The following is a 13,234-nucleotide window of genomic DNA, read 5'->3' on the forward strand; positions in this document are numbered from 1 at the left end:
GACGGGCATCTCGCTGGAAGGGGAAGTGCTGGAGGTCAAGGGCGAGCAGGTGAAGCTGCATCTGAGCGTGGACCGCGAGCAGCCGAAGGACAAGGCGCATTGGTTCCCGTTCGCACCGGCGACCGGCAGCGCCATGTACAGCATGCCGAAGGAGGGGACTCGCGCCAGCCTGTACATTCCCGATGCCGAGGGACGGCAGGCGATCGTCGTAGGGGCGGTGCGCACCAATGGCGGCAGCTGCGCCAAAACAGGCGACCCGAGCAAACGCTACTTCGGGACGGAGCACGGGAGCGAGCTGGAGCTGACGCCGACGGCGATCAACCTGACGGGCGGGAGCAAGGAGCCGCTGAAGCTGAGCTTCGACGATGCGGTGGGCGTGACGATGACGAGCCACAAGAAGCTGACGCTGAACGCGAAGGCGGACATCTCGCTCTACACGCCCAAGCGTGTGGTCATCTACGCGCAGAGTCAGCTCATGGCGAAGAAGCTGAGCGCGCAAAGCGGCTTCTCGATCGAGAGCGAGTACCACTTTCTCGGAGCGAACGTAAGGGCGGAAGGAAGAGACCGCACCTCGTATGCGCCATTTGCCGACGAGCCGAAGCAAGGGACGCCGCCTCCACCGCCCCCGCCGCCGGAGAAAAAGAAGTTTAGCTGGGGGAAGCTGGCGGGCAACGTGCTGGGCGCACTGGCGGTTGTGGCCGTGGTAGCGGTAGTTGCGGCAGTCACCGTAGCGACGTTAGGAGCCGGAGCGGTGGTAATCGGGGTCGTGGCAGCCGGCGTGATGGCAGCGGGAGCCGTCGCAGTAGGAGCGAAAGCCGCCTCGGATGTTCAGCGAGGGGAAGTGAGCGACTTCAGCGATTACTCCCCCGCCGATGCGTTCCGGGAGTTGATGAGCGGCGCGACATCCGGTGCGCTTTTCGGACCTATCAAGAAAGCATGGGAAGCGTACAAAGAATTTGATCCGATGAGCGCTGGCATCCTGGCAGGAATCGGCACGGTTGTAGAGGAAACCGTTCTGGGGTTGGCAGACTTGTTATATAAGGAATTGGATTTTGCCGTAAAGAATCCTCTGGAGGCCTTGGAGTTTGTTTCGAACCCAATTGTTTATGTAGGCAAATACTACTCCAACAAGGAGCATCGAGATGAGCTGCTGAGAACACTGGCGGGAGTCTGGGAAGGCGTAAAGCGGGATTTCAAGGATGACGTCATCAATGGAGATACCTATAGTCGAAGCAAATATGGAACGGAATTGGTACTTACCATAGCCTCCTTTTTCGTCGGTGGCGAGGCAGGAGCAGCATCCAGGGCGATGCAAGCTGAAAAGTTGGTGCTGAGTGGCACGAAGTCGGTGCAGGTGACAGAGGTTGCAAGTATAAGCGCAAAATCCGATCAGTTTGCACAATTGCTGAGTAAAAAGGGCACCACCCTGGGTAAAAGTTACGCGAAGCTTACTCAGGATATGAAAAAGATTTTGGATGCAGAATTTATTAACCCGTTTGCTCCGCAGAAGGCAGGAGTGCTTGGAGGTATACCTGAAACAACAACGTTAAGGGAACTCTTCCAGGAAGCAACGGGGAAAATATCGAATTATATGAAGAGCGAGGGAGATTCAGTCGGCCGTGGAAAGGGTGGAGGTGGTTCAGGCTCTAAGGGGACGGGTAAAAGTGATTTAGATATAATCAGAAAGGATGCACCAGATTACTATCAGGAGTTAATGGATAAGTATGGTGACAAGGGAACCTATCATGCTAGAACACCAGATGAGTATGAAAATTTGGCAAAAGACCCAGACCATAATTTTGACATTGATGACAAAACTAAAATAGAACGACAGGCTGGGCTTGAATTAGAGGTTAGAGGAGAACTCACAGGGCCAATTGTACGTGATCCAGTTACGGGTCGAGGTGAATTTATCGATAGAAATGGACAAGTGTGGGATGTAAAAGGATTTAATTCAAAATATCCACCTAAGAAAGGTGGGTTTAGATTAGATAGGTCAATGGCAGATATTGAAGATGAATTGCGTAAGGGAGAAAATGTTATTCTTGACACCACCAAATTGTCCCAAGATCACATTGAGCAATTAAAAAATGCTATTAGTACTATGGAATGGAAGGAAAGAATCCTTTGGTGGCCATAAATGGAAAGAGGGGGGATAGTGGATGTTAACTCAACAAGAACTAAATAAAATGATTGAGGATCACCAATTATGGATCACTGAATCAAAATCTAAAGGCACACAATTGTATTTAGAGGATGCTACTTTATTAGAATTGGATTTAGTTGGTAGGAGCTTAACAGATGTGGTATTGGTAGGGTCAACATTGCAGAAATGTTTATTAACCAATACTGATTTTTATTATTCGAATCTGGCATCAATAAATTTTATAGAGGTCAGTATGAATGGGGTAATTTTAACAAGGTCAAATCTGGATTACTCATTATTAAAAAAATGTGACGCATCTAACTCTAAGGTTATAAAATCTACGTTTTATGAATCAGTAGTAGAGGAAGTGAATTTTTCCAATTCTAGCATGATGAAAGTGGGATTTATGTACTCTAACCTTAAAAATGTAAAATTTATTAATTGTGATTTATCAAGGGCATCTTTTAAGAATTCCATCCTTCAAGATGTAGATTTTACTAGTGCTGATTTATCTGAAGTAGACTTTTCGAACGTAAAGATAAACAATGTTATTTTTAATGGGGCTTTTTACAATCATAAGACTATTTGGCCTGAAAATATAAGTCTAGAACAGATGGGAGCTATTTTCAAAAAGGATTAGCAATTTGGGCCCTGTCAAAAATTTTGTGTAAACCCGTATACAGTCCCAACAACAAGATCGTACAATACAACCAACAAACCAAACATTAAACAACAACAAACATTTGTTAAACTTTCAAGGCTTGTTCTAACTTGAACGATAAGGAGGAATGAGCCTTTTTTGCATGCCCAAAATCAGGAGAAAAATAAATGATTGAATCGGAAAGTGAATTTGCTTTTGGATTAGACCCTACATTGGAGTTTGCATTGATTGAAGACTTGAAAATGGCTGTATACTGCGTATCTGATGCTTACATGCATCATGGTTAGAAGTTGAAGCGATTGAATTATTCTTTTTCAGAAACAACTAACTCGCTGATATCAATATCAAGAACCTCACATATATGTTCTAAGGTTCTAATGTAAACTCTATCGACATTCTCCGAACATAAATGATTTATTGTTGGATGACGAATGCCCATCATTCGTGCTAATTCTCTTTGGGAAATATTTCGTTCTTCTAAAATTTCTCTGAGCCGAATTTTTATTTTCATGGGTGATTCCTCTCATTACAGAGATTTGAATTATTACGATAAATATACCACTTTACGCAAAGAAATTCATTGCGTGGTAGTCTTAAAAGTACTATAATTTAGTATATGGTAGTTTTAAGCGTAACATGAATCTCAATTTCCTATAACGGAGGGCAATTTCAATGAACGTAATCGGCTATATTCGAGTGTCCACAGCAGGACAAGCCAAGGATGGTTACAATTTATCTAATCAGCAAGAAATTGAATCCTATTGCCAGCAGCAAGGCTGGAGCCTGCTGCATGTATTCAGTGATGAAGGTATCAGCGGCGCAAAAGTAGAGAAGCAAGCATTTGACGTTCAACGAGTATCCGAATTGAAGGAGCTATTTCCTACATGGTCATTATCCGAATTGGCGTATCAGCTTCAAGTTGAATCTATTGGCGAGCACCAAGCCATTATTTAAGCGGTGGGCGATATGAGAAATCAATATGCCGCCTATGAACAAGAAGAAAAAAGCTTGCTCGGAATGATAGAAGTGTGTGAATCTTGCAAGAAATTAGTCTTTGAGTTTGTAAGGGAACAAAAAGGAAGTATAAAAGGCATTGTTATAGAAGACCTGCTTATGAGCATTTTTAAACTGGAAATGGAACAACGGGAAAATCTGCTTCATCTTCAATTAGCCATGACAGGATGGAGTCAAACTAATAACGAACGAACGTGATTTTACAGCAGCACTATTAAAAAATGGACAACATGACAGGAATAAAATAGAGAGGCTTGCGTCCTATTGCGAACCGAAAGATTAACGCTCGAACTGAGGTTGCCCCTATTCGATATCCCGTCATGTTGGAATACGAAACTGGATGAAAGTCAAATCGAAAACAAACTAAGCAGCTTCGATGACCTGATGAAGTTCGTCAAGAAGTAAACAGCAAAAGGCTTGACCCCTGTGTATGGATTAGAAGATACGGGCGGCAATGGCAGAACGTTAGCCGTTCATCCGGTGGAGAAGAAGCAAATCGTCAAGGAAGTCAATTCTGCCCTGAGCTTCTTTTCTTTTTAAGTTCGCTGAGCGGGTAAAATGTTCCTCTCCAGTAGATGCCGCCCTGCTTGAACGTCAGCCCGACCGACCGGATGATCGTATACAGCAGCAGCGCAGCGCTGACGGGGAGCAGGTAAGCTTCTTTGCCGCGCTCACCCATCAAGCCGAACATCAGCTTCCGGTACAGCACGATTTGCAGGATTACGCACAGGGCATATGCGGCGGCGGGCCAGATTCCGGCGAGGAGCATGCCGATCCATGGGAAAATAAAAAACAGCAGCTGCCCGATGCAGGCCAGCAGCGCGAACGACAAGTTGTAGCCGAAGCCGGAAAAAAGATTTTTCTCAAGCCCTTTCACCGCATCGCGCAGCGTCGGGTACCACTCTACCTGAAGCGTATGCCTGGCCGACAAAACGCGCTGCTTGAATCCGGCTCCTTTCAGCTGAACGCCTAACTGAAGATCGTCGTCGGGTCTGAGCGCAATCGCTTTATGGGTGCCGACGGCCTCGTACGCCTGACGGCTCACCATATTAAAGGCGCCGATTCCCATGCCATGGCGTCTCGTATCGTCCCGGTTCGCATTCCAGGGGCGGACGAACAGCGAGAACGAAAAGAAAAAGAAATGAACGAATCCCCGCAGCAGAGTATGACGCGCGATCATGTTCGGGGCAAGGGTCAGATGCTCGACGCCGTGCCGCTTCATATAAGCGACAGCGTCGGAGACGGCGGTTGGCGAAAAAAGAATGTCGGCATCGGTAAACAGCAAATATTGCCCTCTCGCTTGCAAATAGCCTTGATAGAGGGCGTGATTTTTGCCCAGCCAGCCTTCGGGCAGCTGTGTGATGTGAATGATGCGCAGCGGGACGGAAATGCCGCTTTTCCGCTCCGACCATGCGCGCAGCTCTTCGAGCCGGACGCCGGTGGCGTCTTTGGAGCGGTCGTTGACGGCGATGATTTCAAGCCGCGGGTAATTTTGCGACAGCAGATGCCTGACCGTCTCCATGATGGTGCCTTCTTCTTCTTTGGCCGCGATGATGACCGATACTAGCGGGGGCTTGTCCGGAAGAGCGGCGCCACGGGGAAGCGTATGCAGCAGTTTCAGGCCTCTGAGCACGACCGCGCTCATCGCCAGCCAGTACAGAACGGTCAGGGAAGCGGCAAACCCAAGTATGGACATGGTGTACCTCCATGTGGAAGAATAGAAATTGACTGCATTATACCATTCGGAAAGAGCGGGGGGCAATGAGACCATGAAACAGGAGCCGGTCGTGCGTGAGGACCGTTATTGGAAAAAAATAAAGGGAGAAGAACTCGCCCCCTTCCTGCAAAAAATCGCCGGGGAGTGCGGGCTGGAGCCGCAGACTCTCGCTTTTGTATGTATCGGAACCGATCGTTCGACGGGAGATGCGCTGGGGCCGCTGGTCGGCTCCCGACTGGAGCAGGCGGGCTATCCGCATGTGATCGGCACGCTGGCGGCGCCATGCGACGCAAGCAATCTGGTTGAGCGGCTGCGGGAAATACCGCAAGGCTGCGGCGTCATTGCGATCGATGCATGCCTGGGCCGGAGGGAGTCCGTGGGCTTGTATCAAGTATCGAATCAGCCGATCGTTCCCGGCAAATCGGTGGGCAAGGCGCTTCCGCAGGTAGGGGATTTCACGATAGCGGCGATTGTCAACGCGGAGGGGCCGAAGCAGTATGCGATCCTCCAGACGACCTCGCTGTACAGCGTGCTCCGAATGGCGGAGGAAGTGGCGGACGCGATATTGCGGGCGGTTCCGCCGCCGCGCGAATCATAACAATGTTTGAAACCGGATCGGAGTGAGGACAGGTGAGGAATGGGTACGGCGAAGGCGTAAGCCATCATTTGGAGAAAAAGGGGAGAGCGGACAAAGCCAGTTTGAAAGATGTGTCGCTGCGCCGCATTTTGCGGCTTTTTCGCGGATATGGGGGGCAGTTGGCCGTCATTTTGCTGCTGGCGCTGCTGTCCGCCGTCATCGGGCTGATCCCTCCGCTCGTCATGCGGGAAATTATCGACAAAGCGATTCCGCAGGGCAGTTTGCGGCTGCTCGCGGAAATGGCGCTGCTGATGATTGCGCTCCCGGTCGGGAGCGGCGTGCTGGGGGTATGGCAAAATCATTTGAATACGAAAGTGACCCAAGGGGTGATGCGGGACCTGGGGCAGTCGCTCTATCGCAATTTGCAGCGGCAATCGATGTCCTTCTTCACGGACGCCAAGTCCGGCGAAATCGTACAGCGGCTGACAGGCGACGTCCAGGCGATTCAAAACGTCGTCACTTCCCTGGTCGTATCTTCCATTACGCAAATCGTTATCGTCGGGACGACGGTCGTCATTTTGTTCGCCCTGGATTGGAAGCTGGCGATCGTGTCGCTGCTTATTTTACCGCTGTTCGTGCTGCCGGTGCGAAAAGTGTCCAAAATGCGCAAGCAGCTCCGCTTGGAGACGCAAAAGGTGCGAGGGGACATCGCCTCGCAGTTGAGCGAAAGCTTCGGCATCTCCGGGGCGCTGCTGACGCGCATTTTCGGCAGGGAGCGGGAGCAGGAAGCGGAGTACCGGTCCATGAACCAGAAGGTCATGGACCTGGAGCTGCGGCTGAACCTCGTCGGCCGCTGGTTCAACATGGCGACGGGCACGCTGGGGCCGCTGGGCACGGCGATCATTTATTTATACGGCGGCTATTCGGTCATTACCGGAAGCATGACGCTCGGCGGCATCGTCGCTTTCGCGGCGTATTTGGGCCGCCTGTACATGCCCGTGGGCACGCTGCTGAACCTGCAGGTGGAGGTCGCGACCGCGTTGGGCGTGTTCCAGCGCATTTTTGAATACGAGGACATGGAGCCCGATGTCCTCGAAAGCCCGGATGCGCGGCCGCTGCCGCCGATCCGCGGGCATGTGGCTTATAAGCAGGTGTCTTTTGCTTATAAGCCTGGGCAGTACGCGCTGCGCGGCGTCTCGTTCGAGGCGCAGCCAGGGGAGATGATCGCGCTCGTCGGGCCGAGCGGCGCGGGCAAATCGACGCTGATCGGCATGATCGCGCGGCTGTACGACCCGACGGAGGGCTCCGTCGAGGTTGACGGCGTGAACGTACGCGGCGTTCAGCTTGCTTCGCTGCGCAGCGGCATCGCGTACGTGACGCAGGAATCATTCCTGTTTCACGCGACGATTCGCGAGAACCTGCTGTTTGCGAAGGCGGACGCAACGCAAGAGGAAATGGAGGCCGCGTGCCGCCAGGCCTACATTCACGACTTCATCGTGTCGCTGCCCCAAGGGTACGACACGAGGGTGGGCGAGCGCGGCCACAGGCTCTCCGGCGGCGAACGGCAGCGGATCGCCATCGCCCGCGCGATTTTGAAGCGCCCGCGCATCCTGATCCTCGATGAAGCGACCTCGCACCTGGACTCGGAGTCCGAGTCCTATGTGCAGGCCGCGCTCGAGGAGCTGATGCAGGGGCGCACGACGCTCGTGATCGCGCACCGCCTCTCCACGGTGCTGGCCGCCGATCACATTCTGGTGATCGAGGCGGGCAGCGTCGTGGAGCGGGGCACGCACAGCGAGCTGCTGGCGCTGGAGGGGCTGTATGCGCGCCTGTACCGCACGCAGTTCGCCAAGGCGGAAGCGGCTGAGGAGGCCGAAGCGTGAATGAGGGGAGTGCCGATTTCCGTTTTTTAGTATCGGGCGGTCACCATTTTTTTGCGGGTGTAAAATTCGACGCCGTCACGGCCGTTTGCGTGCAGATCGCCGTAGAACGACTTTTTGTAGCCGGAGAAGGGGAAGAAAGCCATCGGCGCAGGTACTCCCAGATTGATGCCGAGCATCCCTGCGTCGATATCTTCCCGGAACTGGCGCACAGCTTTGGCGCTGTCCGTGTAGAGGCAGGCGCCATTGGCGAATTCCGAGCGGTTGCTGATTTCGATCGCTTCGGTCAAATCTTTGGCCCGGACGATAGATAGCACCGGAGCGAAGATTTCATCCTTCCAAATCGTCATGTCAGGCCGCACGTGATCGAAAATCGTCGGGCCGACGAAAAATCCCCGACCCCGGGCAGCGCTATCCTGCCTGCCGTCCCTCGTCAGCGCGGCGCCTTCCTGTTCGCCGATTTCGATGTAACGAAGCGTTCTTTGCTTGTTTTCTTCGCGAATGACGGGGCCGAGGAACACGCCCTCTTCAAGTCCGCTGCCGATCGTAATCGCGTTTGCCGCCTGCAGCAGTCGTTCCGCCAGCTCATCGGCGATATCGCCAACTGCGACGACGACGGCACAAGCCATGCAGCGTTCGCCGGCGGAGCCGAATGCGGCGTTGACAATGTTGGTCACGGCGTTGTCCAAATCGGCGTCTGGCATAACGATTGAGTGGTTTTTGGCGCCTGCCAGCGCTTGCACTCTTTTGCCGTGAGCGGTTCCTGTTTGATATACAAACTCGGCGACAGGCTGGGACCCGACAAAAGAGATGGCCTTGATGTCGGGATGTTCGAGCATGCCGTTCACGACCTCGCGGGCGCCATGCACAATGTTGAGCACGCCGTCGGGCAGCCCCGCTTCTCGAAACAGCTCGGCCAGGCGGTTCGCCAGCAGCGGCGTCCGTTCGGACGGCTTGAGCACGAAAGCATTTCCGCAAGCGATCGCCAGCGGGAACATCCAGCAAGGCACCATCATCGGAAAGTTGAAAGGGGAAATGCCGCCGACGACGCCAAGCGGATAGCGGTACATGCCGGATTCAACGCCGGTGGCGATGTCCGGGAGCTGGCTGCCCATCATCAGTGTCGGGATGCCTGCGGCAAATTCGACGCATTCGATGCCGCGCTGCACTTCACCGTAAGCTTCGCCATAGCTTTTGCCGTTCTCCATCGTCACAATCCGGGCAAGCTCCTCCCAATGCCGGACCAGCAGCTGCTGATAGCTGAACAATATTCTCGCGCGGCGCGGTACGGCTATTTTTTTCCATGACTCAAAAGCTTTGCTTGCCGCCTGAGCCGCCAAATCCACATCTTCCTCCGTCGAGATGGGCACGCGCGCAATGATTTCGCCTGTCGCCGGATTCGGCACACCCTCGTAACGCCCGCCAGACGCCTCTACCCATCGTCCGCCTATAAAATTTTTTATTTTTACCGCTTCACTCGCTGTAGTCATCGAAAATCTCCCTTTTGCCAGTATCATTCTCTTATTTAGTATAAAAACTGCGAGACCCTAAAACATTAGACACATTGTGTAAAAGATGCGTTAATTTTTTTACAAATTGAAACGGAGAAGGGAAATCCCCCTGTGTAAAAGCGGTGATTTCTTGCAGAAAACCTGACATGGGGAATTTCCGGGCATTGCTGTTTAGGCATGCGGCATCCCGCGTAGGGTGGGGCAAATAGCGCCAGGAGAAGCCGAACGTCTGCGATAATGCGGCGTTGGTGAAGCCGACCGGTCTGCGTTCAACGCAGCGGAAATCCTGCGTAGCAAAGGTGGGCCTCCAAAGCCCGCACGCCAGCTCGCAACGATGAGAATGCATAGTTCCTTGTGGAATAGTTAGGTGACGCTGCACTTTTGCTGCTCAAAGGCTTGGCGTAGGTGGTTGGGAAGTAGCTAGTCAGTTCGAAAAATTGCAATGGTCGTTAGTCAGTCCGAAAAACTGAAATGTTCAGACTGTTAGGAGAGTCGCGAGACTTTTGTTAGGGCAGCTGGAAGGGGTGCAAATTGGAGTCGCGGCCATTTGTGAAGCGGCTAGTCAGCCCGAAAAACTATCAATGCTCAGACTGTGGGATAAGTTGCGATACTTTGTTGGGGTAGCCGGAAGGGGTGCAAAAATTGGGGTGCGGCTATTTGTGAAGCGGCTAGTCAGCCCGAAAAACTGCAAAAGTGCAGGCTTTTTCCGGGAAAGTGACTCGTTTTAGCAAAAAGCCTGCGATTGTACAGGAATTTTCGATGAATATGAGTCTGAGCCCATATTCGCGGCGAAAAGCCTGCACATTTGCAGGAATTTTTCGTAGCCAGCGTATCTATGCGCAAAAACCTGCACTATTGCAGGTTTTCTTCGCGTGGTCGTGCAGAAGTGCCCGCTGGCTTCGCGTAGCCGAGCAGAATTGTCGCCGGCTCTGCATAGCCAGGCGAAAGTGCCCGCTGGCTCCGCGTAGCCGAGCATAAATTGCCGCCGGCTCTGCATAGCCAGGCGAAAGTGCCCGCTGGCTTCGCGTAGCCAGGCAGAATTGCCGCTGGCTCTGCATAGCCAGGCGAAAGTGCCCGCTGGCTCTGCATAGCCAGGCGAAAGTGCCCGCTGGCTTCGCGTAGCCAGGCAGAATTGCCGCTGGCTCTTGCGTACGACAGCCTGCGCCCCGGATCATCAAGCACCCCGCAACGGTGCGCTCTCGCAAAAAAAACGCCTCGCACCACTTGTATAGTGGTATTGGAGGCGTTTTTTGGTTTACTTGCGGGCCGGTTTCGTTGAATCAGGCTCATTTGTTTTCGATATAGGAATCCTCGCCGTTCGGCTGCGGGCCTTTTTCGAGTTTTACTTCCTCACGAAGCAAATAGCCGAAAAAGAGGATGTAATACGTTACGATGACAAAGAAAATGCCGGCCGTCGTCGGATCTTTGGCGAATTGGGAAGGATCGGCGGGGTTCGCGGCGCCGGGATTGGGCATTGTCGCCATAACGACGATCCGGTAAGCGATACGGCCTAAAAACAGCACTAAAACCGTGATCTCAATCCATATATGAGTCCGGTAATACCAGCCGTCGGCGCGGTGCTCGAAGCGGGTATGGCGGATCGCGGCAAGCCCCAGAGCGGCTCCGGCGGCCACACCGACGGCATCGCCTATGAAATAAACCGGATGGACGAAGCCAAGCGATAGAATTAAAAGTCCGATAATGCCGAACATGACGATCCGGAACTTGAGTCTGCCGCGCGATAATTTTTGAAATCCGATGGTTCGTTTGGTGCGGCGGTAAATGATCAAACCCGCGACAAGGATCGGAATTGCGTAGTGCGACCAGGTTTGCACGGTTTTTCCTCCAGACTATATGATCAGGTGATTCCATTGTAGCAAAATTAGACGGTCTGTCATTAAAAATATTATTCCGTTTACAAAAATCCGTCATACACTTAATAGTATGTCGATACACTTACTATTACACACATATTGTACCGCAAGGAGTTGGCTGAACAATGGCTCTAATTACTCATGTCAATATTTGCAATGCCGACAACGAAATATATTGCTGTCTGCGTAACAAGGTTGTAAAGCTGGACGCCGCTCAGCATCAACATTTTTGCAGCAGCTGCAAAATGCATGCCGGCGATGCCGATGGCGGCGGTGTCGCCTGCAACTGGGAAGATCTTCGGGATATCAGCAATCCTCATTATGCGCTGGACCCGAACAAAGAATTTGCCAGCAACCAAGTTCGACAAGTGCCGCCGGAAGGTCCGGCCCCATTATTATTTTATAGCTGATGAAGAAACACATCTTGTTTGATTTTGACGGGACGTTGGTCGATTCCAGGGCTTTGCTTGTGAAGCTTTATAATGAACTGGCTGCCGAACACCGGTTTCGTAAAATCCGCAATCTGGATCTAATGCTGCTGCGCTCCCTATCCATTTCCGAACGTGTGGAGTGGCTGGGGGTGCCTGTGCTGCAAATTCCGAAGCTTATTTTGACGGCCAGGCAGCGCTACCAGGAAAACATCCGCTTTTTGCATATCGTTCCCGGTATGAAAGAAGTAATCGGCAGACTTATCGCCGAAGGCCACAAGCTTTCCATCCTGTCTTCCAATTCGACGAGCAATATCCGCCAGATTTTGCGGAACAACAAGCTGGAACATGCGTTCTACGAGATCGTATCGGCGAAGCATTTGGACGGGAAGCATCAATCGATTCGAAAAATTTTGAAGCGGTGGGGGGTTTCGCCTTCGCAAATCGCGTATGTGGGCGACGAGCTGCGGGATATTGAAGCTTGCAGGAAGCTGGGCGTGCCCATAATCGCCGTGACGTGGGGTTACGACGCTCCTGTGCTGCTTCGCCGCGGAAGACCCGACTATGTGGTCGGCGAACCGTCCGAGCTTTTGAAAATTCTCTTGACCTTGACGTAACGTTAAGGTCTATTTTGCATATAAGAGCAGCGCGCGCAAGCTCGGAGTCTGGAGAGTGAACTCAGCCCGCCAGACTCCTCAAAATGTTTTCGAAAGAGAGGATGCTTTATGGACAAAGAACAGCTTCAGGAGCTTTACACGCAAGAATCGTATTATTGGGGAAAAGAGCCCAACCGGATGGCGCTGATGGTACCGCGCTACGGTCATGGCGGCTATGCCGTAGATTTGGGGGCGGGCGAAGGGCGCGACAGCGTATTTTTGGCGCAGCACGGTTACAGGGTGCTGGCCGTCGATACCTCCCCGGCTGGGCTGGCCAAAGCGGTCCGGCTTGCCGGGGAAGCGGGGGTGCATGTGGATACGCTTGAAGGGGATATCAATACCTTTCAGCTTGAACAGCCGGTCGATCTTCTTTATTCGATAGGAGCGCTCCAATATATCCGCCCCGAAAGGCGGCTGAAGCAGTTTGCCCAGTGGAAATCCAATACCCGAGCGGGCGGGCTGCACGTCTTGTTTGCTTTTAACGAGCACCCGGATGTGGAGATAGCGCCGGACTGGGGAGTGAACGAATATTTGTACAAACCCGGCGAACTGCAGGATCATTACGCGGATTGGGAGCAGCCGTACGTCGAAGAGTACATATTTGACTGCAATTCCTCCGGGGTCCCGCACTGCCATGCCGCAACGATTGTGATCGCCCGCAAGCCGGAATAACGAAACTGTTGAGGATTTTCCTGAAAAGCGTAACTTTGTCTTGTATGTATTTCAGGAGATTGCTGATACAGTAGAAGAAAACCGGATTTGGACGGGCA

At 52.4% G+C, this 13,234-nt stretch carries 12 protein-coding genes and 1 pseudogene; 8 read left to right on the forward strand and 5 right to left on the reverse strand.

Annotated features, from left to right (window positions below; translation table 11 throughout):
- Together AC0LWT_RS31165 and AC0LWT_RS31170 are read left to right on the forward strand one after the other, a co-directional pair.
- Nucleotides 1-2,140 (forward strand): annotated as a pseudogene (locus tag AC0LWT_RS31165) (hypothetical protein); the annotation flags it as partial.
- A gap of 22 nt (nt 2,141-2,162) precedes the next feature.
- A complete protein-coding gene (locus tag AC0LWT_RS31170) occupies nt 2,163-2,786 on the forward strand; it encodes a pentapeptide repeat-containing protein (protein WP_474685185.1) in 624 nt (207 codons plus the stop codon).
- 325 nt (nt 2,787-3,111) lie between these two features.
- Here AC0LWT_RS31170 and AC0LWT_RS31175 read toward each other — a convergent pair whose 3' ends face one another.
- Complete coding sequence (locus AC0LWT_RS31175; RefSeq protein ID WP_474685186.1) at nt 3,112-3,318, reverse strand: helix-turn-helix domain-containing protein; 207 nt, start codon at nt 3,316-3,318, stop codon at nt 3,112-3,114.
- 161 nt (nt 3,319-3,479) lie between these two features.
- Between AC0LWT_RS31175 and AC0LWT_RS31180 the strand changes: the two genes are divergently transcribed.
- Nucleotides 3,480-3,761 (forward strand): recombinase family protein, encoded by a 282-nt coding sequence (locus AC0LWT_RS31180; RefSeq protein ID WP_474685187.1) that lies wholly within the window; start codon nt 3,480-3,482, stop codon nt 3,759-3,761.
- A 12-nt stretch (nt 3,762-3,773) separates the two neighbouring features.
- Nucleotides 3,774-4,019, forward strand: coding sequence for a hypothetical protein (locus AC0LWT_RS31185; RefSeq protein WP_474685188.1), 246 nt, complete (start codon nt 3,774-3,776; stop codon nt 4,017-4,019).
- Between the two features lie 310 nt (nt 4,020-4,329).
- Here the strand turns inward: AC0LWT_RS31185 and AC0LWT_RS31190 are convergent, their stop codons facing one another.
- Nucleotides 4,330-5,517, reverse strand: a complete 1,188-nt coding sequence (locus AC0LWT_RS31190) for a glycosyltransferase family 2 protein (protein WP_474685189.1) — start codon at nt 5,515-5,517, stop codon at nt 4,330-4,332.
- Nucleotides 5,518-5,590: 73 nt separating this feature from the next.
- Here AC0LWT_RS31190 and yyaC point away from each other — a divergent pair, with 73 nt between their 5' ends.
- Nucleotides 5,591-6,136: a spore protease YyaC gene (gene yyaC / locus AC0LWT_RS31195; RefSeq protein ID WP_474685190.1), complete on the forward strand. Its 546-nt coding sequence runs from the start codon at nt 5,591-5,593 to the stop codon at nt 6,134-6,136.
- A 32-nt stretch (nt 6,137-6,168) separates the two neighbouring features.
- Nucleotides 6,169-7,998 carry an ABC transporter ATP-binding protein gene (locus AC0LWT_RS31200; RefSeq protein ID WP_474685191.1) on the forward strand — a complete coding sequence of 610 codons (1,830 nt, stop codon included), beginning with the start codon at nt 6,169-6,171 and terminating at the stop codon, nt 7,996-7,998.
- Between the two features lie 26 nt (nt 7,999-8,024).
- Here the strand turns inward: AC0LWT_RS31200 and AC0LWT_RS31205 are convergent, their stop codons facing one another.
- The 3 genes from AC0LWT_RS31205 to AC0LWT_RS31215 form a co-directional block, all read right to left on the reverse strand.
- Complete coding sequence (locus AC0LWT_RS31205) at nt 8,025-9,485, reverse strand: CoA-acylating methylmalonate-semialdehyde dehydrogenase (protein WP_474685192.1); 1,461 nt, start codon at nt 9,483-9,485, stop codon at nt 8,025-8,027.
- Nucleotides 9,486-10,792: 1,307 nt separating this feature from the next.
- The gene (locus AC0LWT_RS31210; protein WP_474685193.1) at nt 10,793-11,341 is read right to left on the reverse strand and encodes a CcdC protein domain-containing protein; all 549 of its coding nucleotides are present in this window, start codon (nt 11,339-11,341) and stop codon (nt 10,793-10,795) included.
- 170 nt (nt 11,342-11,511) lie between these two features.
- Nucleotides 11,512-11,739: a hypothetical protein gene (locus AC0LWT_RS31215; protein WP_474685194.1), complete on the reverse strand. Its 228-nt coding sequence runs from the start codon at nt 11,737-11,739 to the stop codon at nt 11,512-11,514.
- Nucleotides 11,740-11,804: 65 nt separating this feature from the next.
- On the opposite strand from AC0LWT_RS31215, the gene AC0LWT_RS31220 reads away from it, so the two are divergent.
- Nucleotides 11,805-12,425 (forward strand): HAD-IA family hydrolase, encoded by a 621-nt coding sequence (locus AC0LWT_RS31220; RefSeq protein ID WP_474685195.1) that lies wholly within the window; start codon nt 11,805-11,807, stop codon nt 12,423-12,425.
- Nucleotides 12,426-12,533: 108 nt separating this feature from the next.
- Complete coding sequence (locus tag AC0LWT_RS31225) at nt 12,534-13,136, forward strand: methyltransferase domain-containing protein (protein ID WP_474685196.1); 603 nt, start codon at nt 12,534-12,536, stop codon at nt 13,134-13,136.
- The last annotated feature ends 98 nt before the right edge of the window (nt 13,137-13,234 follow it).

This window comes from Paenibacillus sp. sgz302164 (assembly GCF_056120505.1).

What these genes read in the sequence shown, in the direction of transcription:
- AC0LWT_RS31170 (WP_474685185.1), top strand. Translation starts at nt 2,163, where the DNA reads ATGTTAACTCAACAAGAACTAAATAAAATGATTGAGGATCACCAATTA.
- AC0LWT_RS31175 (WP_474685186.1), bottom strand. Translation starts at nt 3,318, where the DNA reads ATGAAAATAAAAATTCGGCTCAGAGAAATTTTAGAAGAACGAAATATT.
- AC0LWT_RS31180 (WP_474685187.1), top strand. Translation starts at nt 3,480, where the DNA reads ATGAACGTAATCGGCTATATTCGAGTGTCCACAGCAGGACAAGCCAAG.
- AC0LWT_RS31185 (WP_474685188.1), top strand. Translation starts at nt 3,774, where the DNA reads ATGAGAAATCAATATGCCGCCTATGAACAAGAAGAAAAAAGCTTGCTC.
- AC0LWT_RS31190 (WP_474685189.1), bottom strand. Translation starts at nt 5,517, where the DNA reads ATGTCCATACTTGGGTTTGCCGCTTCCCTGACCGTTCTGTACTGGCTG.
- yyaC (WP_474685190.1), top strand. Translation starts at nt 5,591, where the DNA reads ATGAAACAGGAGCCGGTCGTGCGTGAGGACCGTTATTGGAAAAAAATA.
- AC0LWT_RS31205 (WP_474685192.1), bottom strand. Translation starts at nt 9,485, where the DNA reads ATGACTACAGCGAGTGAAGCGGTAAAAATAAAAAATTTTATAGGCGGA.
- AC0LWT_RS31225 (WP_474685196.1), top strand. Translation starts at nt 12,534, where the DNA reads ATGGACAAAGAACAGCTTCAGGAGCTTTACACGCAAGAATCGTATTAT.